Annotated in this window: 19 protein-coding genes; 11 read left to right on the top strand and 8 right to left on the bottom strand. The window is 64.5% G+C overall.

What is annotated here, in order from left to right; translation table 11 throughout:
* Window positions 1–43: 43 nt before the first annotated feature.
* From tssH to tssA, 8 genes are all read right to left on the bottom strand, one after another.
* Window positions 44–2,698, bottom strand: coding sequence for a type VI secretion system ATPase TssH (gene tssH / locus IB241_RS08805; protein WP_192298036.1), 2,655 nt, complete (start codon window positions 2,696–2,698; stop codon window positions 44–46).
* Window positions 2,691–3,734, bottom strand: a complete 1,044-nt coding sequence (gene tssG, locus IB241_RS08800; protein ID WP_192298246.1) for a type VI secretion system baseplate subunit TssG — start codon at window positions 3,732–3,734, stop codon at window positions 2,691–2,693. The genes tssH and tssG overlap by 8 nt, the downstream gene beginning before the upstream one ends.
* On the bottom strand, window positions 3,698–5,557 hold the full coding sequence (tssF, locus tag IB241_RS08795) for a type VI secretion system baseplate subunit TssF (protein WP_192298035.1): 1,860 nt from the start codon (window positions 5,555–5,557) through the stop codon (window positions 3,698–3,700). Before tssF ends, tssG begins: the two co-directional genes overlap by 37 nt.
* On the bottom strand, window positions 5,554–6,069 hold the full coding sequence (tssE, locus tag IB241_RS08790) for a type VI secretion system baseplate subunit TssE (RefSeq protein ID WP_192298034.1): 516 nt from the start codon (window positions 6,067–6,069) through the stop codon (window positions 5,554–5,556). Before tssE ends, tssF begins: the two co-directional genes overlap by 4 nt.
* Window positions 6,070–6,147: 78 nt before the next feature.
* On the bottom strand, window positions 6,148–6,636 hold the full coding sequence (locus IB241_RS08785) for an Hcp family type VI secretion system effector (RefSeq protein ID WP_017735732.1): 489 nt from the start codon (window positions 6,634–6,636) through the stop codon (window positions 6,148–6,150).
* 175 nt (window positions 6,637–6,811) lie between these two features.
* Window positions 6,812–8,308, bottom strand: coding sequence for a type VI secretion system contractile sheath large subunit (tssC, locus tag IB241_RS08780; RefSeq protein WP_122485224.1), 1,497 nt, complete (start codon window positions 8,306–8,308; stop codon window positions 6,812–6,814).
* Window positions 8,309–8,310: 2 nt separating this feature from the next.
* On the bottom strand, window positions 8,311–8,817 hold the full coding sequence (gene tssB / locus IB241_RS08775; protein ID WP_010207547.1) for a type VI secretion system contractile sheath small subunit: 507 nt from the start codon (window positions 8,815–8,817) through the stop codon (window positions 8,311–8,313).
* Between the two features lie 54 nt (window positions 8,818–8,871).
* On the bottom strand, window positions 8,872–9,888 hold the full coding sequence (tssA, locus tag IB241_RS08770) for a type VI secretion system protein TssA (protein WP_192298033.1): 1,017 nt from the start codon (window positions 9,886–9,888) through the stop codon (window positions 8,872–8,874).
* Window positions 9,889–10,282: 394 nt separating this feature from the next.
* Between tssA and tagH the strand changes: the two genes are divergently transcribed.
* From tagH to IB241_RS08715, 11 genes are read left to right on the top strand one after another with little or no spacing between them, the layout of a single operon-like run.
* On the top strand, window positions 10,283–11,614 hold the full coding sequence (gene tagH / locus IB241_RS08765) for a type VI secretion system-associated FHA domain protein TagH (RefSeq protein WP_192298032.1): 1,332 nt from the start codon (window positions 10,283–10,285) through the stop codon (window positions 11,612–11,614).
* Window positions 11,615–11,667: 53 nt separating this feature from the next.
* Window positions 11,668–12,177 (top strand): type VI secretion system lipoprotein TssJ, encoded by a 510-nt coding sequence (gene tssJ, locus IB241_RS08760; RefSeq protein WP_192298031.1) that lies wholly within the window; start codon window positions 11,668–11,670, stop codon window positions 12,175–12,177.
* A gap of 18 nt (window positions 12,178–12,195) precedes the next feature.
* Entirely contained in the window at window positions 12,196–13,530 is a 1,335-nt protein-coding gene (tssK, locus tag IB241_RS08755; protein ID WP_192298030.1) for a type VI secretion system baseplate subunit TssK, read from the top strand.
* Window positions 13,531–13,536: 6 nt separating this feature from the next.
* Window positions 13,537–14,826 (top strand): DotU family type VI secretion system protein, encoded by a 1,290-nt coding sequence (locus IB241_RS08750; protein WP_192298029.1) that lies wholly within the window; start codon window positions 13,537–13,539, stop codon window positions 14,824–14,826.
* Window positions 14,823–18,323: a type VI secretion system membrane subunit TssM gene (gene tssM, locus IB241_RS08745; protein WP_192298028.1), complete on the top strand. Its 3,501-nt coding sequence runs from the start codon at window positions 14,823–14,825 to the stop codon at window positions 18,321–18,323. Before IB241_RS08750 ends, tssM begins: the two co-directional genes overlap by 4 nt.
* Window positions 18,320–18,973, top strand: coding sequence for a type VI secretion system-associated protein TagF (tagF, locus tag IB241_RS08740; RefSeq protein WP_192298027.1), 654 nt, complete (start codon window positions 18,320–18,322; stop codon window positions 18,971–18,973). Before tssM ends, tagF begins: the two co-directional genes overlap by 4 nt.
* Window positions 18,974–19,693, top strand: coding sequence for a PP2C family protein-serine/threonine phosphatase (locus IB241_RS08735; protein WP_192298026.1), 720 nt, complete (start codon window positions 18,974–18,976; stop codon window positions 19,691–19,693).
* The gene (locus IB241_RS08730) at window positions 19,690–22,656 is read left to right on the top strand and encodes a serine/threonine-protein kinase (protein ID WP_192298025.1); all 2,967 of its coding nucleotides are present in this window, start codon (window positions 19,690–19,692) and stop codon (window positions 22,654–22,656) included. Before IB241_RS08735 ends, IB241_RS08730 begins: the two co-directional genes overlap by 4 nt.
* Window positions 22,656–23,360 (top strand): ABC transporter ATP-binding protein, encoded by a 705-nt coding sequence (locus IB241_RS08725; protein ID WP_192298245.1) that lies wholly within the window; start codon window positions 22,656–22,658, stop codon window positions 23,358–23,360. The genes IB241_RS08730 and IB241_RS08725 overlap by 1 nt, the downstream gene beginning before the upstream one ends.
* A complete protein-coding gene (locus IB241_RS08720; protein ID WP_192298024.1) occupies window positions 23,360–24,544 on the top strand; it encodes an ABC transporter permease in 1,185 nt (394 codons plus the stop codon). Before IB241_RS08725 ends, IB241_RS08720 begins: the two co-directional genes overlap by 1 nt.
* Window positions 24,537–26,246, top strand: a complete 1,710-nt coding sequence (locus IB241_RS08715; RefSeq protein WP_192298023.1) for a formylglycine-generating enzyme family protein — start codon at window positions 24,537–24,539, stop codon at window positions 26,244–26,246. Before IB241_RS08720 ends, IB241_RS08715 begins: the two co-directional genes overlap by 8 nt.
* Window positions 26,247–26,274: the final 28 nt, after the last annotated feature.

Raw genomic sequence — 26,274 nt, 5'->3', positions numbered from 1 at the left:
GCGAGCAAGCCCGCTCCCACAGTTTTTCCCGCATTTCTTCAGGTCAATCGTTGAACTGGTAGTGCAATTCGTTATCCCGGCTGCTGATCCGCACACCCGCCAACGCCTTGCCTTCGAGCATGCGCGTGAGGAATTCACGGCTCATGTCCGGCAGCAGGCTGTTGGTCAGGATCGTATCGATCATGCGCCCGCCGCTTTCGGTCTCGGTGCAACGCGAGACGATCAGATCGACCACCGCGTCGTCGTAATCGAACGCCACCTTGTGCGTACTCTCCACACGCTTCTTGATGCGGCCCAGTTGCAGGCGGGTGATCGCCTTGAGCATCTCGTCGCTGAGCGGGTAGTACGGAATCGTCACCAGGCGCCCCAGCAGCGCCGGCGGGAAAATCTCCAGCAGTGGCTGGCGCAGGGCTTTGGCGATCTCTTCCGGCTCCGGCAGGTTCGCCGGGTCTTTGCACACGTGGGAAATCAGCTCGGTGCCGGCGTTGGTGGTGAGCAGGATCAGGGTGTTCTTGAAGTCGATCACGCGGCCTTCGCCGTCTTCCATCACGCCCTTGTCGAACACCTGGAAGAAGATTTCATGCACGTCCGGGTGGGCTTTTTCCACCTCGTCCAACAGCACCACGCTGTAGGGCTTGCGCCGCACGGCTTCGGTCAGCACGCCGCCTTCGCCATAGCCGATGTAACCCGGCGGTGCGCCCTTGAGGGTCGACACCGTGTGGGCTTCCTGGAACTCGCTCATGTTGATGGTGATCACGTTCTGCTCGCCGCCGTACATGGCTTCGGCCAGGGCCAGGGCGGTTTCGGTCTTGCCCACGCCGGAGGTGCCCGCCAGCATGAACACGCCAATCGGCTTGCTCGGGTTGTCGAGGCCGGCGCGGGAGGTCTGGATGCGCTTGGCGATCATCTGCAAGGCATGGTCCTGGCCGATGATGCGTTTTTTCAGGTGCTGGTCGAGGTTGAGCACCGTCTCCAGTTCGTTGCGTGCCATGCGGCCCACCGGGATGCCGGTCCAGTCAGCGACCACCGAGGCCACGGCCTGGTAATCCACGGTCGGCAGGATCAGCGGGGTTTCGCCTTGCAGGGCGCTGAGGCGCTGTTGCAGGTCGACCAGTTGAGCGCGCAACGCATCGTTGCCGCTGTCCACCGCGCCGACGGTCTCGCGCAGGGTCGCGCGGGTGGCGAGCAGTTCGTCCACCAGGGCCTTTTCTTCGGCCCAGCGGCTTTCCAGGGTGGCGAGACGCTCACGCTCGGCGCTTAACAGGGCTTCGGTATTGCTCTGGCGCGCGCCAATCGCAATGCCGATGGCATGCTCGCGGGCGATGATCTGCAGCTCGGTTTCCAGCGCTTCGATACGCCGGCGGCTGTCGTCCACTTCCGCTGGCACCGCATGCAGGCTGATGGCGACGCGGGCGCAGGCGGTGTCCAGCAGGCTGACGGATTTGTCCGGCAGTTGGCGCGCGGGGATGTAGCGGTGGGACAGCTTCACCGAAGCTTCCAACGCCTCGTCGAGGATCTGCACCTGATGGTGCTTCTCCATGGTCGAGGCCACGCCGCGCATCATCAGCAGGGCCTTGTCTTCCGAAGGTTCGGCAACTTGCACCACCTGGAAGCGACGGGTCAGGGCCGGGTCTTTCTCGATGTGTTTTTTGTACTCGGCCCAGGTGGTCGCGGCCACGGTGCGCAAGGTGCCACGGGCCAGCGCTGGCTTGAGCAGGTTGGCCGCGTCACCCGTGCCGGCGGCGCCACCGGCACCCACCAGGGTGTGGGCTTCGTCGATAAACAGGATGATCGGCTTGGGCGACGCCTGCACATCTTCGATGACTTGGCGCAGGCGCTGTTCGAACTCACCTTTCATGCTCGCACCGGCTTGCAACAGGCCGACGTCGAGGCTGCGCAGTTCCACGTCTTTCAGCGCTGGCGGCACGTCACCGGCGACGATGCGCAGGGCGAAGCCTTCGACCACGGCGGTCTTGCCCACGCCCGCTTCGCCGGTGAGGATCGGGTTGTTCTGGCGGCGACGCATGAGGATGTCCACCAGTTGGCGGATCTCTTCATCGCGACCCACGATCGGGTCGAGCTTGCCGCTGCGCGCCTGTTCGGTGAGGTCGACGGTGAAGCGCTTGAGGGCTTCCTGCTTGCCCATGGCACTCGGCGCCATGGCGCCGCTTGCTTCGCCCGGAACCCCGGCGTTGAAACCGTCGCTGGCGCTCAAGGCATTTTCCGGCGAGTCGCCGACGTATTCGTCAAAACGTTCGCTCAGGGCTTCGGCCTTGATCTTGTCGAACTCCGACGACAGGCCCAGCAGTGCATGGCGCAGGCTCGGCGTCTTCAAGATGCCCAGCACCAGGTAGCCGGTGCGCACCTGGCTTTCGCCGAACATCAGGCTGCCGTAGACCCAGCCGCGCTCAACGGCTTCCTCCACATGGGACGACAGGTCGGTGATCGACGTCGAGCCACGGGGCAGGCGGTCCAGCGCTTCGGTGAGGTCACGGGCCAGGCGCGCCGGCTCGACGTTGAATTGGCGGATGATGCGGTGCAGGTCCGAGTCCTGCAGTTGCAGCAACTGGTGGAACCAGTGGGCCAGTTCCACATACGGGTTACCGCGTAATTTGCAGAACACCGTGGCGGCTTCGATGGCCTTGTAGGCCACGCTGTTGAGTTTGCCGAACAGTGCGGCGCGACTGATTTCACCCATGCTCTGGATTCCTTGAGGTGGTGGCGTGATCGGCGTAATGCCGGGCCAGGATTAGGTCGTTGGCGTCTTGCTCGGGTTTGCCGAGCCAGGTGTTGAAGCCCAGGCGGAACCGGCCATTGAGTTGCAGCGCCGGGACTTCGGGTTGTTGCAGGACCAGGTTCAAGTCCCAGTCCAATTCATGCCCCAGGTACTCGGCCACCCACGCCACCAGCTCGTTGAACGGCTGTTGGCCGGGCAGCATGCCCATGTAGTCGTCGAGGCTGAGCGGGCCGAGGCGGATGCGGAATTTATGCTGGCGGTCCCACACGTGGCTGCCCAGGCAAAAATCCACGCCCAGGCGGTTGGCGCTGACCCCGACGCGGCTGCGTTCGGGCAGTTCCAGCCATTGGCCGACGTACTCTTCGATCGTCACCGGCAGGCCGAAATACTCGCCGAGGATCGCCTTCAAACCGTCCGGGTAGCGGGTTTGCGCCGACAGGTGGCCGCTGTAGTGCAGCTTCGCCGTGTCGGGGATCAGGCCCTGATCGAGCAGGCTCGGCATGCCGCGACCGCTCAGGGCGGCGAGGCGGGCGGACCAGTAATCGTCGTGCGGGCGGTCGTGGCTGACCGTCGGCCGCGCCTCGGCCCAGGCCCGGTAAAACAGGCTGAGCAGGCGGTGGTGGAACACGTCCAGAAACTGTTTGCTGGTGCTGTCGGCGTTGTTGCGCTGGCGCTCGCGCACGTACTCGGTGATGTGCAGCGGCAGCGGGCCGTTGGGGCCGCCAAGGCCAAAGAAGAACTGCTCCAGGCGCGCCGGTTTGCCGTCGCCACCCGGATCGACCGAGGCCAGGGTGGCCGGGGCGAAGGTGCAATCGGCCCGTTGGCCAAGGCGCAGCGGGTCGTCCGCCAGGCGCAGGGAATGGCCCAGGCGCGGCAACTCTGGCGATTCGCACTCGATACGCCGCAGCGCCTGGAAAAAATCGTATTCCCAGGGTTCCTGATGCATCGCATCCAGGGTCTTCACAGGGTTGGCCGCCGCCCGGGCTTGGCTTTCCAGCGCATGATCTCGCCGCGCTCCGTGGTGCGGATCACCGTCTCGGTAAAGCTGTTGATCGACACGTAGCGCGCCAGGAAGCGTTCCAGCACCGCACCAAGCAGGAACACGCCGGTGCCGCGAAACGCGTTTTCGTCGAACTCCAGGGTGATCTCCAGGCCGCGGCCAAACACAATCGGGCCGGGCATCGGCAGGCGCCGGGTCACGGCTTTGCTGCTGACCTCGCGCAGGCCTTCGATCTGCAATTGCAGCGCGGCGTCGTTGCTGTCGCCGTACAGGCGCAGCAGTTCGCGCAAGGCACCGGCCCCCTGGCCCTGTTCGCTCAGGGAAAGGTAATTGAGCGAAAGCTGGCTGATCAGGCGCCAGGCCTTGGCATCATGCGCATGGCTGGCCCGTGGGCGGCTCGGGCCGGCGACGCAGCGCACGGCCAGCACCGGGGCGCTGTCGGCCAGGGTGAAGTCGGTCTTGCCGTTGCCCACGCTCATGAACAACGGCAGGTCGCGGTTGGTGCACAGGGCGGTCACGCCGAGTTGGCGCAGGTCGTGGCCGTACGGCGCTTGGCGGCTGTCGACCAGGCTGACAAAGGTTTCGCTGCCCACATAGGTCGAGCGCGGCCCGTTGCGACGCTGGTCGCTGGACAGCACCCGTGGCTCGCGGCGCACCGTGTAATACGCCTGGTCGCGGCCGTAACGCGACGGATCGCGCACCGCGTAGAACGGCAAGAACGGCTGTTCCGGCCCGGTGCCATGGCCCGTCAGGCCGCTGAGCGAGTGAATCTCGAAATCCATCGGCCGCGTACGGTCGGCGATCACATGGTGTTCGTTGACGCGGTCGGACAAGTGGATACGGTCCACGCGCTTGGGAAACAGGTTGATTGCCGGCGTGCAGAACGGCAGGAACTGCGCCGCGCCGACGCTGCCTTCCAGGCTCGGCTCGTGGCGGTCGAACAGCACGATCAACTCCAGCTCCTGGCCGTCGCAGCGTTTGATCGCACGGCCCAGCTCGGCGAATTCGACGAACAGGAAACGGTGGGGCAGGGCGAAGTATTCCTGCAACAGGCGATAGCCCTGGAACGCGCGCGCCACCACCGGCATGGCGGCGTCGGCGTCGTCAAAGCCCCGGGAGCGCAACGCGTCCTGCGGCAGGCGTTCGACCCAATCGCCGCCGGGCTTGCGCGCAAATACCGCGCAGGCGTTGCCCAGCAGTTGCTCGTAAAGGCGGAACGGTTGCTCATCGGCGCCACTGAGGTACAGCGGCAAGGTGTCGAGGTCGAGACTGTTGAACAGCAATTCGGCGCCGGTGCGCAAGGTCAGGCGCAGGCCGGCCTTGGCTTTCGGCTCGCTGGCCGCCAGGCGCCCGAGCACGGCGGCGGGGTTGCCGAAGTATTCGGCATTGGCCACCTGCAACGGCCACAACGTCACGGGGTGCGCGGTGCGGTACTCGCAGCAGGTCTGGGTTTCGCGGCCCAATGCGGCGCGCAGGACGGTGTCGCGCGGCAGCAGGAAGCCGCTGGCCAGCGAGCCTTCGTCCGGGTCGGTCTGCAATTGCACCACGGTCATCGACGGCGTCGGCGCCAGGTAGTGCGGGTAGGCGATTTCCAGCAGGTTGTGGGTGAAGGTCGGGTACTCGGCGTCGAGCTTGAGCTGCACGCGGGCAGTCAGGTAGGCAAAGCCTTCGAGCAAGCGTTCGACGTACGGGTCGGCGCAGTCCATGCCGGACAGGGTCAGCCGACTGGCGATCTTCGGGTATTCCTTGGCGAACTCGGCGGCGCTTTCGCGCACGTGGTGCAGTTCCTGGTTGTACAGCTCCAGCAGGCGCGGGTTCATGGGCGTCTCCGCTGGTCGGCATTCACCACGCGCACGTGGCCGGATTCCAGGTCGAGGTCGGTTTGCAGCAACAGGCGCAACGGCACCGGCTGCGCCCACAGGTCGCCTTCGATCTCGAAACTCAGGGCGTTGTGGTTCATCTCGCCGTGGCCGACGCGGGCTTTGACGCGCAGGGTGTGACGCAGAATGCGTGGCTCGAAGGTGGCGATCGCCTGGTAGATCAAGGCTTCCAGGGCCTTGATGTCGACGCCGGAAACACTGTTGCCAGCCAATGCCGGCAGGCCGTAGTTGACCACCGACGTACCGGCCGGGGTGTGCAGCGTGGCATCGGCATCGAGCAACGACGTGGTGTTGAGCAGCCACGCCAGGTCACGCAAAACCGAGGCTTTCAATTGGGTCAGGGACAGCACGCGTTTGTCGGCGCTTTCCTTGGGGTTGGTTGGGTCGTCGTCGGTCAACCTGTCCAGCAGGGACGGTTGCAGACGGTCGCGGGAAGCGATTTCAGTTACCACCAAAGCAGCTCCACGGACGGGTTGCGAGAGGAACAAAAATGCTGGGGCCGTGGCGGCAAGCCACGGCCACCAGAACTATCAGCGCTTGGTGTTGGAACGGATGTTCCAGCCAAACTTGATCGCGCCGCCGTCTTTGGTGCCGTCGGCTTTCTGCGGCTGGTAGTCGACCATCACTTGGGCGAAGTTCAGGGTGACGTTCTCGGTCAGGCGATCATCGGAGCCCGAACCGCCAGTGCTCAGGGACGTGACCAGCACTTCTTCCAGGTTGATCACCATGTACTCGACCTGGCTTTCACCACCGGCCTTGCGCACGGTCAGCTTGACCTTGTCGATGTGCTTGCCGCTGGCGCAGTGCATCATCAGGTTCGGCGAAGCCTTGTCGACGTACTTGGTCAGCGACAGGTCCTGGATATTCACCTTGCCCGCGCCGCCGCCACCGCCAACGTGCATGTTGCCGGACTGGGCCATGCCCCAGCTCCAGTTCAGCACGTCGATTTCGTCCTTGTGGGCCTTGTCCATGGACTCGCCCTTGATGTCGCCGATCTTGATGAAAATATCAACAGCCATGTTTTCTCCCTGTGTGGCCCAAGCCACGAAATTTGTTTTGTTTGGAAGTGGCTTTGTGTGGGAGCGGGCTTGCTCGCGAAAGCGGTGTATCAGCCAAAGATATTTCGACTGACCCACCGTCTTCGCGAGCAAGCCCGCTCCCACATAAGCCCGCTCCCACAGACGAGCGAATTACTTAGGCGGATTTTGCCGACGGCAGCTTCGAAACCAGGCGCAACGACACGGTCAGCCCTTCCAGCTGATAGTGCGGGCGCAGGTAAAACTTCGAGTTGTAGTAACCCGGGTTGCCTTCGACTTCTTCCACGATCACTTCCGCAGCCGCCAACGGATGCTGGGCCTTGGTGGTTTCGGTGGAGTGCGCCGGGTCGCCGTCCACGTAGTTGAGGATCCAGTCCTGCAACCAACGCTGCATCTCGTCCTTCTCTTTGAAGGAGCCGATCTTGTCGCGCACGATGCACTTCAAGTAATGGGCGAAACGGCAGGTGGCGAACAGGTACGGCAGGCGCGCGGCCAGGTTGGCGTTGGCGGTGGCGTCCGGGTCGTCGTATTCGGCCGGTTTCTGCAACGATTGCGCGCCGATGAAGGCGGCAAAGTCGGTGTTTTTCTTGTGCAGCAGCGGCATGAAACCGTTCTTCGCCAGTTCCGCTTCGCGGCGGTCGCTGATGGCGATTTCGGTCGGGCATTTCATGTCCACGCCACCGTCATCGGTCGGGAACGTGTGGGCTGGCAGGTTTTCCACTTCACCGCCGGATTCCACGCCACGGATGCGCGAGCACCAGCCGTAGTGCTTGAACGAACGGTTGATGTTCACCGCCATCGCGTAGGCGGCGTTGGCCCAGGTGTACTTGGAGCTGTCGGCGCCGTCGGTGTTTTCTTCGAAGGCGAAGGCTTCCACCGGGTCGGTCTTGGCGCCGTATGGCAGGCGCGCCAGGAAGCGCGGCATGGTCAGGCCGATGTAGCGCGCATCTTCCGATTCACGCAGGGAGCGCCAGCCGGCGTATTCCGGGGTGGTGAAGATCTTGGTCAGGTCGCGCGGGTTCGACAGTTCCTGCCACGAGCCCATGCCCATCACGGTCGGCGAAGCCGCAGCGATGAACGGCGAGTGCATGGCGGCGCAGACTTTCGACAGCTCGCCCAGCAGCTCGACATCCGGCGGCGACTGGTCGAAGTAGTAGTCGCCCACCAGGCAGCCGTACGGTTCGCCGCCGAACTGGCCGTATTCTTCTTCGTACATCTTCTTGAAGATCGGGCTCTGGTCCCACGCGGTGCCCTTGAATTTCTTCAGGGTCTTGTGCAGGTCCGGCTTGGAGATGTTGAGCACGCGGATCTTGAGCTGCTCATCGCTCTCGGTGTTGTTGACCAGATAGTGCAGGCCACGCCAGGCGCTTTCCAACTGCTGGAAATCCTGGTGGTGGATGATCTGGTTGACCTGGGCGGTGAGCTTGGCGTCGATGGCGGCGATGATCGATTCAATCGACTTGATCGCGTCGTTGGACACCAGGTCAGTCTGCGCCAGGGCCTGTTCGGCCAGGGTACGCACGGCGGTTTCCACGGCTTCGCGGGCACGCTCGGTCTTGGGTTTGAACTCTTGCAGCAGCAGGTTCGCGAACTCGCTGGCTTCTTCGGTGGCGCCCAGGATCTGGGAGCCTTCGCGGGCGGTATTGTCAGTCATGATTACTGGTCCCCTGCAGGCTTGGGCGCACTGGCAAGTGCTTGCAGCAGTGCCGGGTCCTTGATCGCCTTCATGATGATTTCTTCAGCGCCGGTCTTGCCGTCCATGTAGGTCAGCAGGTTGGCCAGCTGGGTGCGGGCTTCGAGCAGTTGGTTCAGCGAGTCGACCTTGCGGGCCACGGCGGCCGGGCTGAAGTCGTCCATGCTTTCGAAGGTGATGTCCAGACTCAGGTTGCCTTCGCCGGTCAGCTCATTCGGCACGTGGAAGGCCACGCGCGGTTGCATGGCCTTGAGGCGCGAGTCGAAGTTGTCGACGTCCACTTCAAGGAACTTGCGGTCGGCCACGGGCGCCAGAGGCTCGGCGGGCTTGCCGGCGAGGTCGGCCATCACGCCCATCACGAAGGGCAGCTGGACCTTTTTCTCGGCGCCGTAGAGCTCGACGTCGTACTCGATCTGCACTCGAGGCGCGCGGTTGCGCGCGATGAATTTCTGAGAACTTTGCTTCGCCACGTTGCTGCTCCTGGTCGCTTGAGCGACGGTGTTGTTACTGCACAGCCGGGCGGTTTACTCGCCGTCCGGGCCACGCAGGTTTTCAAATTGGGACATGCCGTCGGGAATCAGATTGCGCACGATGGCCGCGAAGTCGGCGTGCACCAGATTCTTCGCCCGGTTCAACAGCACCGGCAGCGGGCTCGAAGGCTCGTGCCGGGTGTAGTACGCAAGGATCTTGTCGAGGCTGCGCAGCACATCATCGCGGCTGGCGATGTCGCCCACCGGGCGCGGTGCTGCGGGGGCGGCGTATTCGACCGAGGGGGCACTGTCGTCACTGACGGCCTCGGGCTCGCTGCTGCCTTCGGTGCCGGGCACCGCTTGATTGAGTATTTGCAGCGCCTGCTTGAGCGGCTGCTTCAAGGCGCTGAGGTCCACGCCCTGGGCGGAACCGACCTGCTCGTTGACCTGCTGCTCGATGGCTTCGCAGGCCGCCCGCGCTGCACTCAGGGCGTCGCGGGTAGCTTGCAGGTGCTCGGGGTCGCTGTCGAGGAAGGCGGCGTTGAGCTGCTGGGTGCCGAGGGTTTCATCGGCGAAGTTTTGCAGGCCGCTGGCGTTGAGCGCTGCGCGCAGGCTCACCGGGCCGAAGGTGCGCGAGCGCGTGAGGATGCTTTCGCGCAGCAGGCGAATGTTGGTGTCGCAGGTCAGGCCGGTGAGGGCGTTGATGCGCACGGTGGGGTCGTTGTCGTCGTCGGCATCCAGGCGCGGGTGCAGGTCGGCCCAGTAGTCACGCAGCAGTGCGTTGATCAGCGACAGGGCTTCGGCAAGCCCGGCCACACCCTGGAGGGCGAGGCTGCTTTGCACCAGGAAATGGGTGATGCGCAGGTCTTTGCTGCGCTGCAGCAAGTCCAGGCTTTGCTGCTGGATGCTGCGCCATTCCGGCGGTTCAGCGGGCAGGATGGAGTCGCCCATGCTGCGCTCGGGTTGGCCCTTGGCGGCACGCTCAAGTTGAAGAAAGTCTGCGTCATATTCCATGTCTTCACCACACGGCGAAGTCGCGGAAACGGCGGTGAGCAGCAACGGCACATCCACTGAATTCGATCTCCCTATCAGCCCGTTAGATGGCGGGCAATTCATGCATTAGTTGCGCGGGGAACTTTGCATGTTTTCTCGGTCATATAAGCAAGATGCCACTACTGTGCCATCACTGGTATTCGAGAAGTTGTGCATTTTTGGTGTAGTACTTATGCCTTGTCAAGGTAAGCTATTCGCCCTCTGTGACAGATGTGCGGTGTTTAACAACCTGCGCGACTGATGGGTCGAACGGCGCACCGGGATAGGATTTTTGTCATGGAGCCCAGTTAAGATCAGCGATCATGCTGGCATTGGCTGGTTTTGATGGTCGATTGCACGACCTGAAGGGGATTTCTCGGGAACCGCTGCCCCGGGAATCGACCGCGCGCGGAAGTATCAGCAAGGAGGCAAGATGGCGCTGTGTTTGACTATCACTAGTTATCACAAGATTACCCCTGGGCAATGCCCCGAAAAGTCCATGCATCAGGGCGTGATGGCTATTGGCCGCAGCGCGGATAATGACTGGGTATTGCCTGACCCCGAGCGCCTGGTGTCTTCCCAGCATTGCGTTATTCAATACAAAGATGGCCGTTATTATTTAACCGATAACAGTACAAATGGTGTGGAGTTGGTTAACGCCGGCATCCGTCTGCGCAGAGGTAATAGCGAGCCGCTGCAAGATGGTGAGTTGATCCGTATCGGCGATTACGAGATCCAGGCCCGCATCGACTTCAATGTGCAGGCCGTCGACAGTCAGCCGTTTGTCGGCGATTCCTCGAACAGTTTCGAAGCGCTGATGGGCGCGGTGGCGAGCAAGCCTGCGCCGATGCCCGCGCCTGTGATCGCGCCGCAGTTCCAGGGCGCCTCGTCGATGGACACCCTGCCGGACCTGTTCGACTTCCTCAGCCCCACCGCCGTGCCGCCGCCGACCGTCGCCGATCATGTGCCGTCCGAGCAGCATGATTTCCGTCCGCCGACGCCGGTTGTCGTGGAGAAGCCCGTGGTATCCGGTGCGGTGATTCCCGAAGACTGGGACCTGTTTGGCGACGCCCCCGCCCCGGTCGCGCCCGCGCCACCGCCGCCGCCGCCGTCACCAGCGCCTGCGCCAGTCGTGCAGCCGCCACCCGTGATCGAAGCGCCGGTCGCCAACCCGGCACAACCCGACCTGCTGCAAGCCTTCCTGCGCGGCGCCGGCCTTGAGCAGTTGAACCTCGACAAGGCCCAGGCTGAAGCGCAGATGGAAAACATCGGCCGCAGCTACCGCCTGATGGTCGACGGCCTGATCGACGTGTTGCGCGCCCGCGCCAGCCTCAAGGGCGAGTTCCGCATGCAGCAGACGATGATCCAGCCTGCCGAAAACAATCCGTTGAAATTCGCGCCGAACGCCGACGAAGCGTTACTGCTTCTGCTGCGCCACGGCAACCAGGCGTTTATGGCACCGGATGCCGCCGTGCGCGACAGTTTCAACGACCTGCGTGCCCACCAACTGGCGGTGATGGCTGGCGTAGAAGCAGCGATCAAACATCTGCTCACGCGCTTTGAACCGACGCAGTTGGAAGAGCGTATGGGCAAGCCCGGCGGGCTCTCGAGTATTTTCAACGGTTCACGCCAGGCCCAGTACTGGCAGCAGTTCACCGAGCTCTACAGCAATATTTCCCGCGAGGCCCAGGAAGATTTCCAGGACCTGTTCGGCCGCGAGTTCAGCCGCGCCTACGAAGAGCACAGCGCACGACAGCGTCGCTAAACATCGCAGTACATGGATTAACGGAAAGCTAAGTACGTCATTGAGGACGCAGGATGATTCCCAGGTTTTTACTCGCAGTCGCCACGATGCTGCTGCTGACGGCGTGTGCCAAAGATGCCGCCGCACCCGCAGCGCCCGTCGAGGATGAGGCAAACACGGCGGCCATCGAGCTGCATTTCCACGCCATCGAAGGCCTTAACCCCGGCGCCAACGGCCAGGCCGCCCCGGTGCGGGTGCGCATCTTCGAACTGAAAAACGCCGCTACCTTCGCCCGTTCCGATTACTTCGCACTGGCTGACCGCGCCCAGTCCACCCTCGGCCTCGACCTGCTGGACCAGGACGAAGTGGTGGTGCAGCCCGGCCAGCAATTGAGCATCCAGCGCGACCTCGACCCGTCCACGCGCCAGATCGGCCTGCTGGTGGGTTACCGCGAGTTGGACCGCGCGCAATGGCGCACGGTGATCAACGTGCCGGCGCGCCAATACACCGAATACCAGATCAGCCTCGATGTGCGTGCCGTGCGCGCCGACATCGCGGTCACCCCATCCAGCCCTGCCCAATAAAAAGCAATCGGAGCCCCCATGTCCTGGAACAATCGCGTGGTCTGGTCGGAAGGCATGTTCATCGGAACGCAGCACTTCCAGCAGCATGACCGTTACCTGGAAAACCTGATCGACGCCCGCAGCCGCCCGCTGTCCGCAGGGGCCTGGGGCTTTTCCGAACTGCTGATCGACCAGGGCCTGTTGGCCCAGGGCAAGCTGGCAATCATCTCGGCACGCGGCCTGTTGCCCGACGGCACGCCGTTCAACATCCCCCAGGATGACCTGGCGCCGAGCCCGCTGAACATCGACGACCACCTGCGCGACGGCCTGGTGTACCTGGCCTTGCCGCTCAAGCGTGCCGGTGCCCGCGACACCGTGGACGAAGGCGAAGCCCTGGAAGCCGCCCGTTACGTAAGCCAGGTGCGCGAAGTGCGTGACGACAACGCGCCGTTCGAAAACCGTGCGCCGGTGGCGGTGGGCTCCCGCGCCCTGCGCCTGCTGACCGCGCAGGACGGCATCAGCGATTACGCTGCCATCGGCCTGGTGCGCATCAAGGAAAAACGCGCCGACCGCGCCTTGGTCCTCGATGACACCTACATCCCGCCGGTTCTCGATGTAGCTGCGAGCAAACCGCTGGCGGCCTTTCGCAGCGAACTGCTGGGCCTGCTGCACCAGCGCGGTGAAGCCCTGGCCGGGCGCGTGGTTGCATCGGGCGCCGGTGGCGCGTCGGAGATTGCCGACTTCATGCTGCTGCAACTGGTCAACCGCGCCCAGCCGCTGATCCAGCATTTCAGCCAACTCAGCCCGCTGCACCCGGAGCGGTTTTTCAGCGAGCTGGTGAGCCTGGCCGGTGAGTTTTCGACCTTCTCCACCTCAGGCCGTCGTCCCCAGGAATACCCGCAATACCAGCACGACGACCTGGCCGTGAGCTTCGCCCCGGTCATGGCCGCACTGCGTGAAGCGCTGTCGATGCTGATCGACAGCAAGGCCACGCCGATCCCGATTGTCGAGAAAGCCTACGGCATCCACGTGGCGATGCTGGCCGACAAGACCCTGCTCGACAGCGCCAATTTCATCCTCGTGGTGCGTGCCGATGTGCCCGGCGAAACCCTGCGCGCGCGCTTCGGCCAGCAAAGCAAGGTCGGCTCGGTGGAGCACATCCGCGACATGGTCAACCTGCAACTGCCGGGCATCGGCCTGCTGCCGCTGCCGGTGGCGCCGCGTCAACTGCCGTACCACGCGGGCAGTACCTATTACGAGCTGGACCGTGGCAGCGAGCACTGGCAGCAGCTGCAGAATTCCGGCGGTTTTGCCTTCCACATCGCCGGGCAGTTCCCGGGCTTGAACCTGGCCTTCTGGGCGATCCGAGGATAATCCGCGATGCACCCCAATGATGACGACCGCACCCAGTTCATGCCGCGCCCCGGTGGCCGTGCGCCGGAGCCTGTGCGTGCCGAACCCTCGCCCCTGGCGATGCCGGCCGCGCCGATGCTCACTGGCAAAAGCCAGGGCCTCAACCCGTTGGAAAGCGCCGCTGGCCCGCTGCTGGCGCTGTTGACGCGCCTGCGCAACACCATCGCTCACCCGGCACCGGCCAGCCTGCGTGCGCAGTTGCTGGCGTACCTGCGCCAGTTCGAAGAGCGCGCCGAGGCCGCCGGCATTGCCCGCAACGAGGTGCTGCTGGCGCGTTACGCGCTGTGCACCGCCCTCGATGAAGCCGTGTTGAGCACGCCGTGGGGCAGCGCCAGCGACTGGGGCAAGCAAAGCCTGCTGATCACCGTGCACAACGAAGCCTGGGGCGGCGAGAAAGTCTTCCAGTTGCTCGACCATTGCCTGCAAAGCCCACGGGAACGCCTGTACCTGCTGGAGCTGTTGTACCTGTGCATGTGCCTGGGTTTTGAAGGCCGCTACCGTGTGATGAACGACGGGCGCAGCCAGTTGGAAGCCTTGCGCGAACGCACCGCAGCGGCCATCCGCAGTGCCCGCGGCGAACACGAGCGCGAGCTGTCGCCGCACTGGCGTGGGGTGACCGTGGCGCGTGATCGCCTGGCGCAATTCATGCCGCCGTGGATCGCCGTGGCCATCGGCGTGGCGCTGCTGCTGGCGTTGCTGTTTGGTCTGCGGCTCAAGCTGGCGGCGGATGCCGAGCCGGTGTTCAAGAATATTCATGCCCTGGGCGAGATCCCGGTGCAGGCCATCGACCGCCCGGTGGCGCAGCCGAAAGTGATCGAGCGGCCGCGTCTGGCCGGCTTCCTGGTCGAGGACATCAAGGCCGGGCGCGTCGCCGTCGAGGATGCGGTGGACCGTTCGGTGGTGACCATTCGCGGCGATGAGTTGTTCGCGTCGGCCAGCTCCAGCATTGTCGATGACTACCAGCCACTGATGCTGCGCATCGCCGATGCGATCCGCAAAGTGAAGGGCCAGGTGCGTGTCACCGGGCACAGCGACAACCGTCCGATCGCCACGCTGCGTTTCCCGTCCAACTGGGCGTTGTCCGAGGCGCGGGCCAAGTCGGTGCTGGAGATCCTGGCGGCCAAGACCGGCCAGGCCGAACGCTTCAGCGCCGAAGGGCGCAGCGACACCGAGCCGGTGGCTACCAACAACACAGCCGAAGGCCGCGCCCGCAATCGTCGGGTTGAAATCACCGTATTGGCGGAGGGCGTCGAGTGAAGGCGTTTTTCAGTTTCATGATTCGCTGGGTGATCCCAGTGCTCGGGCTGATTGCCCTGAGTTTGATCATCTGGTTTGTCGGGCCATTGCTCGATGTGTTGGTCCCGCAAGGCCGTCGTTGGGCGCTGATTATCCTGGTGTTCGGCGTGTGGCTGGCCTACCGCGTGTGGCGCATCATCCAGGCACGCCGTCAGGCCGCCGAAGTGATGCGCAGCCTCGCCGCTGAAACTCCGGTCGATCCAAACTCGGTCGCCACCGCCGAGGAACTCAGCACCCTGCGCCAGCGCATGGACGAAGCCCTGGCGCTGCTGAAGAAAGCCAAGCTCGGCGGCGATGAGCGACGCAATCTCTACGAACTGCCGTGGTACGTGATCATCGGCCCGCCGGGTTCGGGCAAGACCACCGCGCTGGTCAATTCCGGCCTGCATTTCCCGTTGGCCGCCCAACTGGGCGCCGGTGCGGTACGTGGCGTCGGCGGTACGCGCAACTGCGACTGGTGGTTCACCGACCAAGCGGTATTGCTCGACACCGCTGGCCGCTACACCACCCAGGACAGCAACTCCACAGTGGATAAAGCCGCGTGGCTGGGCTTCCTCGGCCTGCTGAAGAAGCAGCGCTCGCGCCGTCCCATCGATGGCGCCTTTATCGCCATCAGCCTGTCGGACCTGCTGCTCGGCACCGACGCCGAGCGCGCCGCCCACGCTGCGGCGATCCGCCTGCGCATCCAGGAGCTGTACACCCAGCTGGGCGTGCGTTTCCCGATCTACCTGATGCTCACCAAGCTCGACCTGGTGCCGGGCTTCATGGAGTACTTCGACAACCTGAGCAAGGAAGAACGCGCCCAGGTGTGGGGCATGACCTTTGCCCTGGACGACGGCAAGAACAGCGACAGCCCGCTGGCGCACCTGCAAAGCGAATTCGCCGGTCTCGAACAGCGCCTCAACGAACGCCTGGTGGAACGTCTGCAACAGGAACGCGACCCGGGGCGGCGCGACCTGATCTACGGCTTCCCGCAGCAGTTCGGTGCGTTGAAGGATTGCCTGCAAAGCTTCCTTGAAGGTGTGTTCAAACCCAACGCCTTTGAAGAGCGCGTATTGCTGCGCGGCGTGTACTTCACCAGCGGCACCCAGGAAGGCAGCCCGATTGACCGCCTGATCGGCGCGATGGCCCAGAGCATGAACCTGGACCGCCAGCACCTGGCGCGCCAGAGCGGCACCGGACGCAGTTACTTCATCGAAAAACTCTTCACCGCCGTGGCGTTTGCCGAACGCGGCCTGGTGGGGGTGAATCCCAAGGTCGAGCGGCGGCGCAAGTGGGTTGCCCGTGGTGTACTGGCGGCCACCGTGGCGTTGGTGCTGGTGGTCAGCAGCCTGTGGTGGGTGAGCTATCGCGCCAACCAGGCGTATATCGCCCAGGTCGACCAGAAGGTCGCGCCGCTGGGCCAGACCGTGCAGAACCTGAGCCCGGCACAACGCGAAGTGCTCGCTGTACTGCCGTTGCTCAATGCGGTGAAGAACCTTGCCGGGGATTCGCCGAGCTGGTCAGAAGGCTTGGGCTTGTACCAGGGCGACATGCTTGAAGCCGAGTCCGCCAGCGTCTACCGCAAGCTGTTGATCGCCGTGCTCGCGCCGCGCCTGGTGACGCGCATCGAAGAACAACTGCACGCGGGCGGCAATTCCGACTTCCTCTACGAAGGCCTCAAGGCCTACCTGATGCTGGCTGACAGCGAGCATTACGATCCCGATTTCATCAAGGCCTGGATTGCCCTGGACTGGGACCGCAACCTGCCGCGTGATCTGCCGGCCGAGCAGCGCCAGGCGTTGAGCGGGCATTTGCAGGCACTGTTCGATCGTCACCCGCCGAGTGCGCGTCTTGATCCACGCTTGATCGACGATCTGCGTCGGCAACTGCAACAGCTGCCGGTGGCGCAGCGCGTCTACGACCGGGTCAAGCGCCAGAAACTGCCGGAAGGCATCGCGGATTTCCGCCTCAACGAAGCCGCCGGCCGCGATGCCGCGCTGGTGTTCAGCCGCAAGAGCGGCAAGCCGCTGGGCGAGCCGTTAAGTGGCTTCTTCACGGCCAAGGGGTATCGCCAGGCGTTCCTGCTGAGCAGCCTGAACCAGACCGGCACCCTCGCCGAAGAGCAATGGGTGTTGGGCCATGAACAGGCCGACCAGCAAAACGTGGTGAGCCTGGCTGCCGACGTGCGCCGCCTGTACTTCCAGGACTACCAGCGCCAGTGGGACGCACTGCTCGCCGACATCGACTTTGTGCCAATCACCAGCGTGGCCCAGGCCGCCGACGTACTGCGGGTGATTTCCGGCCCGACCTCGCCGCTGAAAAAACTGCTGGTGGCGGTGGCCAAGGAAACCGATCTGCAAGCCGAGGAGCGTCAACTGGCGGCCAAAGGCGTGCCGGTGGAAGGTGGCGTCGACAAGCTCAAGGAGCGCCTGGGCAGCCTGCTCGGCCAGGAACAACCGAGCGCCAACGCTGCGCAAGCCACGGATGATCCGGTGACGGCGCACTTTGCCGAACTCAACAGCATCGTCAGCAAAAACGAAGGCGAACCGGCGGCCATCGACGCTTTGCTCGCGGACATGAACGCGCTGTACGTGCAGGTCAGCGCCATGGTCGGCGCCAGCGGCGATGCGTTGCTCGGCGAGGCGAAGAACCAGGCGGCGGCTGCGGCCACGCGGGTCAGCCTGAATGCCGAACGCCAGCCGCCGTTGGTGCAGGGCATGGTCAAGTCAGTGGTCAACTCCACCACCAACAGCATGATGGGCGGGGTGCGCAACCAACTGAACGCGGCCTGGATGAGCGAAGTGGTCAACGTCTACCGCCAGTCCCTGGCCGGGCGTTATCCCCTGGCGCCGGGGAGTGCGCGGGATGCGACCCTGGACGACTTCGGCATGTTCTTCGGCGTGGGCGGGGTGATGGATAACTACTTCCGCAAATACCTGCAGCCTTACGTGGACACTTCCACCCAGACCTGGCGCTGGCAGCCGGGCGCGGCGCAGAAGCTCGGGATTGCGCCGGGCGTGCTGCAAACCTTCCAGCGCGCCGCGACGATCCGTGATGCGTTCTTCCGCGCAGGCGGTACGCAGCCGATTGTGCGTTTCGAACTCAAGCCGGTGTCGATGGACCCGACCATCACCCAGTTCCTGCTCGACCTCGACGGCCAGCAACTGAGCTACGACCACGGCCCGAGCCGCCCGGTGGCCATGCAGTGGCCGAACCCCGGCAGCATCGGCGTGGTGCGCATCTCGATCATGCCCCCTGCCGCCAGTGGCCGCTCCGGCGTGACCCTTGATGGGCCATGGGCCTGGTTCCGTCTGCTGGAGCAATCGGACCTGACCCCGGGCAACTCGCCAGACCGCTTCAACCTGCGCCTGCGTGTGGATGGCGCGAGCATCGCCTACGAATTGCGCGCCAACAGCGCCTTCAACCCGTTCAAGAGCCGCGTACTCAGTGGCTTCAGCCTGCCGGAGCGGCTATGACGACGCTGGGTTTCTACGGCAAGTTGGCCAGCCGTGGCGACTTTGTCAGCCGCGCCTTGCCCCAGAGCTTTGTCGGCCCGTGGGACAGCTGGCTGGCGGCCGGTTTGCTCGCCAGTCAGAACAGCCTCGGCGCCGATTGGCTCAACGTGTATCTGGTCAGCCCGCTGTGGCGCTTCGTCCTGGCGCCGGGTGTGTGCGGGCCGGACGCAGCGGCAGGGGTGGTGATGCCGAGCATTGATCGGGTCGGGCGCTATTTCCCGTTGGCGGTGGTTGCGCTGCTGGATCACGACACCAATCCGGCGTCCCTGGTGGGCGGGCCGGACACCTGGTTCGAGCAGGCCGAAGAGCTGCTGCTGAGCACACTGGACAGCGGTGCAAGCTTTGAAAGCTTCAACGCTGGCCTCGACCAACTGGGCGCCCCGACCCTTGAGCTGCGTGCGGTAGACAGCCGCTTCGCCGGCCTGCAACGGGTGTCCGCCACTGAGCCCCATAGCCGCATGACCGCGCTCGCCGAACAGGCCTGCGAAGGTGCGAGCCTGTGGTGGGGCCGAGGTTCGCAACGTATTTCACCCGGTTTATTGCGGTGTCAGGGCCTGCCTGCCGCCGGCGATTTTGCGCAGTTTTTGCTCGGACAAGAAGGTGTGGTGTAGATGGGGGCGACGTACAAATCCGCGAGCAAAAGCCATGTGGGCATGGTGCGCCAAGTCAACGAAGACGCCTGCCTGGATCTGCCGGAAAACCGCCTGTGGGTGGTGGCCGACGGTATGGGCGGGCATGCGGCGGGGGACTATGTCAGCAGCCTGATCGTCGACAGCCTGCGCAGTGTGGCGCCGGGCCGTTCCCTTGAGGAGTATTCGGCGGCGCTGCGCAACGACCTGGTACGCATCAACGCCGCTGTGCGTGAAGAAACCGTCAACCGTGGCGTGACCTTGATGGGCAGCACCGTGGTGTTGCTCGCCGCACGCGGTTTGCGCGGCGTGTGCGTGTGGGCCGGCGACAGCCGCTTGTACCGCCTGCGTGACGGCGTGCTGGAGCGCATTTCCCGCGACCACAGCTACGTGCAAGACCTGCAAGACAGCGGCCTGCTCAGCGAAGCCGACGCCCGCGTGCACCCGCGCGCAAACATTGTCACCCGCGCCATCGGCGTCGAAGCGCAGCTGGAGCTGGCGGTGGTCGACCTGCTGATCGCCCCCGGCGACAGCTATCTGCTGTGCAGCGACGGCCTCAACAAGACCGTCGAAGACCACGAAATCCGCGAAGTCCTCAGCCACGACGCGCCGGACGAAATCGTCCGCAGCCTGGTGCACCTGGGTCTCAACCGGGGGGCGCCGGACAACATCACCACCATCGTCGTGAAGGTCTTGGCATGAATATCCTGATCCCCGGCTACGACATCGACGGCGAAATCGGCGAAGGCGCCATGGCCAGCGTGTACCTGGCGACCCAACGTTCGCTGGAGCGCAAGGTGGCGTTGAAGGTGATGGCGGCGGCGCTGGCGGCCGACCCGACCTTCTGCGAGCGATTCCTGCGCGAGGGCAAGACCCTGGCGCGCCTGTCGCATCCGCACACGGTGACCATCCATGACATCGGCAACGTCGGTGAGCTGTATTACATGGCCATGGAGTACCTGCCCAACGGCACGCTCAAGGAGCGCATCGCCGCCGGCATGACGCCGGAGCAGGGGGTGACGCTGATCCGCCAGATCGCCTCGGCGCTGGGCTATGCCCACGCCCAGGGCCTGGTGCACCGCGACGTGAAGCCGGCGAACATTCTGTTTCGCGCCGACGGCACGGCGGTGTTGTCGGATTTTGGCATCGCCAAATCCCTGGACGACCGCACCCAGTTCACCCAGGCCGGTTTTGCCGTGGGCACACCGAGCTACATGAGCCCGGAACAGGCGCGGGGCCAGGAGATCGATGGCCGTGCCGACCTGTATGCGCTGGGCGTGGTGTTGTATGAAATCCTCGTCGGCAAGCTGCCCTACAGCGGCACCGACGCGCTGTCGACGGCGCTGGCGCACCTGACCGAACCGCTGCCGGAATTGCCGGTGCATCACGGCCGTTATCAGGACGTGCTGCGCAAACTGTTGGCCAAGGACCCGGCTGAGCGTTTCCCGGACGCGGCGGCGCTGTTGCGGGCCTTGGACAACCTGCCGGCGGACTCCCCGGAAGCCACGCTGGTGCGGCCGTTGCCGATCCCGATGAGTTTTGACCTGGGGGGCATTACCCCAGAGTCGATCGAGATCCCCACCGAGAAACCCCAGCCGGTGCGCCAACCCGTGGTGCCACCGACCCAGCACAGCGAGCAGCGCCGTGGGCCGGTGTTGGCGCTGGCGGCGGTGGCAGTGGCGGTTGCACTGGCGATGGGTGGCGCGAGTTACTGGTGGTTGAGCGGCAGCGACGAGCCGGTGGCCAAGCCACCTGCCGCCGAGGTGCCGAAAGTCACGCCACCGCCGCCAGCGGTCGCCGAAGTCGATGGTGGCCAACGCCCGCTGTTGATGGCGGGCAAGAAGACCCTGTTCCAGCGCGTGCTCAGCAAGCCGGGCGCGAAACTCTCAACGGATGCCGGCGGCGCGCCAGGCAAGGCCCTGCCGGCGTTCTCCGTGCTCTACGTTTACCAACGCAAAGACGTCGACGGCAGCCCGTGGGTACGTGTCGGTGCGGCCACCGATGGGCGCAGCGACGGCTGGTTGCCGGCGGCACAGGTCAGCGACTGGAAACAAAGCCTGGTGCTGAAATTTACCGAGCGCTCGGGCCGGGCACCGGTGATGTTCCTGCGCCAATCCGGCGAAGTGGAAAAACTGCTGGCTGATCCTTCCGCAGCCAAAGGCGTGCTGGCCAAGGCGCAGAAAAACAGCGAAGACAACAGTCAGATCCTGGCGTTGGAGCCCGCAGCCAGTGCCGTGCCGCAGAACCAGTTCTACCTGTTGCCGATCTTCGACTCCAAAGAGAGCTTCGACGAAAACGGCCAGCCGGTGCAGTTGCTGAATGTGGCGTCCATCGATCCCGGCAGCAGCGCGGTGGCAAAACCCGCAACGCCGGTGATCAGCGCCAACGCCGACGCCTTTCGCACCGCCGTGGTGTTGGTGGTCGACACCACGGTGTCGATGCAGCCCTATATCGACCAGATCCGCGACGTGGTGCACGAGCTGCAAACCCGCATCGCCGAACGTGGCGAGTTGGACAGCGTCAGCTTTGGCATGGTGGGTTTTCGCAGCAGCGTGAAGAAGACGCCGGGCCTGGAATACGTGGCCAAGACCCTGATCAGCCTGGATCAAGGCCGCGACCCGCAGCGCTTCCTCGACATGGCGCGGCAGGTCAAGGCGTCCACGGTGTCCAGCCATTCCTTCAACGAAGACGCGTTCGCCGGGGTGATGCAGGCGGTGGACGGCATGGACTGGTCCGGCTATGGCGGGCGCATCATCCTGCTGGTCACCGACGCCGGTGCGCTGCGCAAGAACGACCCGTTCGCCGCCACCCAGATGAACGAAGCCGAAGTGCGCCAGGCCGCGCTGGGCAAGCAGATCAAGATCTACGCCCTGCACCTGCGCACCGACGTTGGCAAAAAAACCCACGCCGGTGCCGAGAGCCAATACCGCATCCTTACCGCCGACGCCAACCCGCAGATCGGCGACCTGTACACGCCGGTGCCCGGTGGCGATGTGCGCAAGCTCGGCGAGCGGGTGGATGAGATCGGCACGGTGTTCGCCAACCTTGTGCATCAGGTGCGCAGCAACACGCCGCAGCCGGTGCCGTTGCTGAGCAGCGCGCCGAGCCTGGCGGACAAATCCGCCGCCGTCGGCTACGCCATGCACATGGATTTCCTTGGGCGCAAAACCGCGAGCCAGGCGCCGCAACTGGTCAGCGCCTGGACCGCCGACCGCGACCTGACCAACCCGGCGCTGCCGGCGTTCCAGGTGTGCGTGATGCTGACCAAGTTGCAGCTCAACGACTTGCAGCAGTCGCTGAAACTGATCGTCGATGCGGCGCGCAAGACCCAGACCTCGCCGAAGGATTTCTTCCAGGAAATCGCCAGCGCCTCGGCCTACATGAGCCGCGACCCGCAAGCCCTGCGCAAGGGCGGCAACCTGGCCGACGGCGGCATTCTCGGCGAATACCTGGAGGGCCTGCCGTACCGCAGCAAGTCGCTGAACATGACCCAGGATTTGTGGTTGTCGTTGAGCGTGGCCGAGCAGGAAGATTTTATCGACGAGCTGGATTCGAAAATCCGCCTCTACGAAACCTTCCACAACGACCTGGCCAACTGGGTCCGTTTCGGTGATGCCGAGCCGGGCGACGCGTTGTACCGCGTGCCGTTGTCGACGTTGCCGTGATGCTGAACCTGAGCGCGGTGCACAAGAGCCGGGGCGTCGGCAGCCAGCGCTACAGCCTGGTGATTCCGGCGCTGGCGCTGCGTGCCGGCGAGCAAGTGGCGATTGTCGGGCCCAGCGGTTGCGGCAAAAGCACTTTGCTGGACCTGCTGGCGCTGGTATTGGCGCCGGATCAGGTCGGGCAGTTTGAGTTTTATCAGCAGGACATTGCCGGGCTGTGGCGCGCTGATCGGCAATCCGCGTTGGCCGCGCTGCGTAGCCAGCACTTGGGCTATGTGCTGCAAACCGGCGGCCTGCTGGGCTTTCTCGATGTGCGTGGGAATATCGCCTTGTCCCGGCAACTGCTGGGCTTGAAGGACGATGGCAGCGTGACGCGCCTGGCCGAGCAATTGGAGATCGGCGACCAGTTGGCCAAGAAGCCGGCGGCGTTGTCGGTAGGCCAGCGCCAGCGCGTCAGCTGTGCCCGCGCCCTGGCCCATGCGCCGCAACTGGTGCTGGCGGACGAACCCACGGCGTCCCTCGACCCCCTGAACGCCGAGCGCGTGATGCAGGCGCTGCTCGCGCAGGCTCGCCAGCACCAGGCAGCCTGTGTGATCGCCACCCATGACGAGCCCCTGGCCCGCGCCAGCGGCTTGCAGGTGCGGCGCATCAGTTGTCGTCGCGACACCGACGGCGGCGTCACCGCGACCCTCGGGGAGGCGTGCTGATGCGCATCGGCTTGGTGGCGTCGCTGGCCTGGCAGGATTACCGCAACGATGCGTGGCTGTCGGCCTGTTCGGTGCTGGCGTTGGTCGCGGTTATCGCGCCGTTGTTGGTGTTATTCGGCCTGAAATTTGGACTGGTTAGCAGTTTGACCGAACGTTTGGAGACCGACCCCGCTACCCGTGAAATTATTCCGCTGGGCGGTGGTCGATTCAGCAGTGCGTTTATCGAGCAACTGGGCGAGCGCAGTGAGGTAGCCTTCGCCATCCCGCGTACGCGGCAGATTGCGGCGACGGTGCAGGTGGGCAGCCTGGCGTTGGAAATGCTGCCGAGCGCCTCGGGTGATCCGCTGCTGGCCGGCTTGCCGGTGCCCCGGGGCCTGGACCAGGTCGTGCTGAGCCACACCGCTGCCGAAAAGCTTGCGGCGCGGCCTGGCGATTGGCTGGAAACCAGCTTTGCGCGGCAGGTGGCCGGGCGTGTCGAAGCCCAGCGCACGCGCGTACAGGTGCTGGCGGTGTTGCCGCTGGAGGCCTTTGCCCGTGACGGTCTGTTTGCCGACCTGGGTTTGCTGGAAGCGGCGGAAGACTACCGTGATGGCCGCGCAGTGCCGGCGTTGGGTTGGGCCGGTGAAGCGGTGGGTGTGAGTGAGCAGCGTGTGTACCCGGCATTCCGCCTGTACGCCCGCAACCTCACCGATGTGGAACCGCTGCGCGTGTACTTCGCCGGGCAGAACCTGTTGGTGTCGACCCAGGCGCAGACCATCGCCCAGGTGCAGTCGTTGAGCCGCAACCTGTCTATCGTGTTCTGGGTGATCTGCGGGTTGGCGTTGGCAGGGGCGTTTGCGGCGATCTTCGCCGGGGCCTTGGCCGCCGTGGCGCGCAAGCGCCGGGAGTTGTCGGTGTTGCGCCTGCTGGGGTTTTCCACGGGTGGGCTGCTGGTGTTCGTGGTGGTGCAGGCGCTGTACAGCGCGGGTTTTGCCGCCGTACTCAGTGCCAGTCTGTATGGCCTGGCCGAGGCGGGTTTGAATGAATTATTCGTGCAGGTGCCGGGCGAGTACGCCAGCCACCTGCTGGCGCGCCATTACGGCCTGGCCCTGGTTGCAGTCCTCGGCGTCAGCGCCGTGGCGGCGGCTTGTGGTGGTTGGCGAGTGGCGCGTATCCAGGCTTCTGAAGGAATCAGAGATGTATAAGTTACTGGGCGCCTGTGTGGCGCTGACCCTGGCCTCGATGGCCTGGGCCGATGAGGCGAGTGACAAGCTCGACAACCCCAAGCCATTGGAAGGGGATGTCAGCCTGCCGCTGCCCTGCGAAGGCAACATGGTGTTCCGCTACGCCTACGTGTTGGCCCAGGGCACCCTGGATGACCGCGAGATCAGCCTCGGCTACCCCTTTGCCGAAGGCGAGGCGGGTTACCAGCAATCGTTTATTTCCGGTTACCGCCGCGACTTCATCAACGGCCAGTTCACCCTCAAGGACCTGCCCAAGGACTGGAACAAAGTCATCGCGCCCTTGATGCCCAAGACCGACGCCAAGACCCCGCTCAAGCCCATGCTGTACTTCATCGGCAAGTACGAAGTGACTGCGCGTCAGTACGCCCAGGTCATGTCCCAGGCGCAGTCCCTGGCCAGTGGCGAGCCTGCGCCGGCGTGCGATGCGCCGACCGGGATGGCCGGGCGTTTGCCCAAGGTGAAACTGTCGCGCTTTGAGGCCGAACGCTTTTCGGCGGTGTACAGCGCGTGGCTGATGAAGTACCACCGCGACCTGCTGCCGGTGAGCGGGCGTGGTTCGTCGGCGGAGGATGGCGGCGTCGGTTTTGTGCGTTTGCCTACCGAAGTCGAATGGGAATTCGCTGCACGCGGTGGCCAGGCGGTGAGCCGTCAGGACCTGGAAGGGCGCCTGTTCCCGCGCCGCGCCGAAGGCAGTGACAGCGACGGCCCGCTGGGCGACTACGCAGTGTTCAACCAGGTCGCCGGCGGCACCGGCCAGGCTGCACGCCTGATGCCCATCGGCACCAAGCTGCCCAATCCCATTGGGATGTTCGACGTGATCGGCAACGCCGCCGAGATGGTCCAGGAATCCTTCCAACTGGTGCACGCCGGACGTCGCCAGGGCACCTATGGCGGTTTTGTGGTCAAGGGCGGCAACTACCTGGAAGGTGAGGGCACGCTGTTCACCGGCATGCGCCGTGAATACCCGCTGTTTGGCGCCGATGGCACCGAGCAGAGCAACGAGACCACCGGTTTCCGCGTGGCGATCGGCGCGCTGTCGGCACCGCGTTCGCGCTACAAGGAGCTGTTCGCCCAGTGGCAGAAAGAGGGCCGCCTGGCCTCGCTGACCGACGCCATCGACGACGCCCAGGACCCGACCAAGCGCCTGGACAGCATCATCGCCGCCAGCGTCGACCCCAAGCTGCAAGCCGAGTTGGGGCTGGTCAACGAAGAGCTCAAGCGCAACGTCTCGCTGATCGCCCAGCAACGCGAGGAAGCGGCGGGCAACCTGATTCAGTCGGCCGCGCTGGTGGCCGAGACCATCGCCAACTACAACATCCGCCTGGCGAACCTGCAGAAGAGCCGCCAGCAGGCGCTCGACAAAAAGGACGAGGCCAGCGCGCAACTGTTCGACATGGCCATCGCCAATGGCCGCAGTGCCCTCGACGGCGCAGTGGCGATCTATATCGACAACCTGGCCACCGGCACGCGTTATACCGATGCGGTGATCCAGGCGCAGTTTCAACGGATCAAGGAAGAGTTGGATCGCAAGCCGGTGCTCGGCAAGAGCCTGGTGACGCGCGCGACACTGTTCGTTCGCCATGTCGGCAACTACCGCAAGCAACAGCGGGCCGACCCGGCAACGATCTTGAAGGAATTGCTCGCAGCGAGCGGTCAGCGATGAGCGCTGGCTGTAGAGCGAGCTTGGAAGG

The organism is Pseudomonas sp. PDM05 (assembly GCF_014851685.1).
In the GTDB taxonomy this organism is placed as follows: domain Bacteria; phylum Pseudomonadota; class Gammaproteobacteria; order Pseudomonadales; family Pseudomonadaceae; genus Aquipseudomonas.
Note: the sequence above shows the minus strand (reverse complement) of the source record. Positions and strands in the feature narration are given on the sequence as shown.

What these genes read in the sequence shown, in the direction of transcription:
- IB241_RS08725 (WP_192298245.1), top strand. Translation starts at nt 22,656, where the DNA reads ATGCTGAACCTGAGCGCGGTGCACAAGAGCCGGGGCGTCGGCAGCCAG.
- tssF (WP_192298035.1), bottom strand. Translation starts at nt 5,557, where the DNA reads ATGAACCCGCGCCTGCTGGAGCTGTACAACCAGGAACTGCACCACGTG.
- IB241_RS08730 (WP_192298025.1), top strand. Translation starts at nt 19,690, where the DNA reads ATGAATATCCTGATCCCCGGCTACGACATCGACGGCGAAATCGGCGAA.
- IB241_RS08750 (WP_192298029.1), top strand. Translation starts at nt 13,537, where the DNA reads ATGCACCCCAATGATGACGACCGCACCCAGTTCATGCCGCGCCCCGGT.
- IB241_RS08720 (WP_192298024.1), top strand. Translation starts at nt 23,360, where the DNA reads ATGCGCATCGGCTTGGTGGCGTCGCTGGCCTGGCAGGATTACCGCAAC.
- tssK (WP_192298030.1), top strand. Translation starts at nt 12,196, where the DNA reads ATGTCCTGGAACAATCGCGTGGTCTGGTCGGAAGGCATGTTCATCGGA.
- tagF (WP_192298027.1), top strand. Translation starts at nt 18,320, where the DNA reads ATGACGACGCTGGGTTTCTACGGCAAGTTGGCCAGCCGTGGCGACTTT.
- tssH (WP_192298036.1), bottom strand. Translation starts at nt 2,698, where the DNA reads ATGGGTGAAATCAGTCGCGCCGCACTGTTCGGCAAACTCAACAGCGTG.
- tagH (WP_192298032.1), top strand. Translation starts at nt 10,283, where the DNA reads ATGGCGCTGTGTTTGACTATCACTAGTTATCACAAGATTACCCCTGGG.
- IB241_RS08735 (WP_192298026.1), top strand. Translation starts at nt 18,974, where the DNA reads ATGGGGGCGACGTACAAATCCGCGAGCAAAAGCCATGTGGGCATGGTG.
- IB241_RS08785 (WP_017735732.1), bottom strand. Translation starts at nt 6,636, where the DNA reads ATGGCTGTTGATATTTTCATCAAGATCGGCGACATCAAGGGCGAGTCC.
- tssC (WP_122485224.1), bottom strand. Translation starts at nt 8,308, where the DNA reads ATGACTGACAATACCGCCCGCGAAGGCTCCCAGATCCTGGGCGCCACC.
- IB241_RS08715 (WP_192298023.1), top strand. Translation starts at nt 24,537, where the DNA reads ATGTATAAGTTACTGGGCGCCTGTGTGGCGCTGACCCTGGCCTCGATG.
- tssJ (WP_192298031.1), top strand. Translation starts at nt 11,668, where the DNA reads ATGATTCCCAGGTTTTTACTCGCAGTCGCCACGATGCTGCTGCTGACG.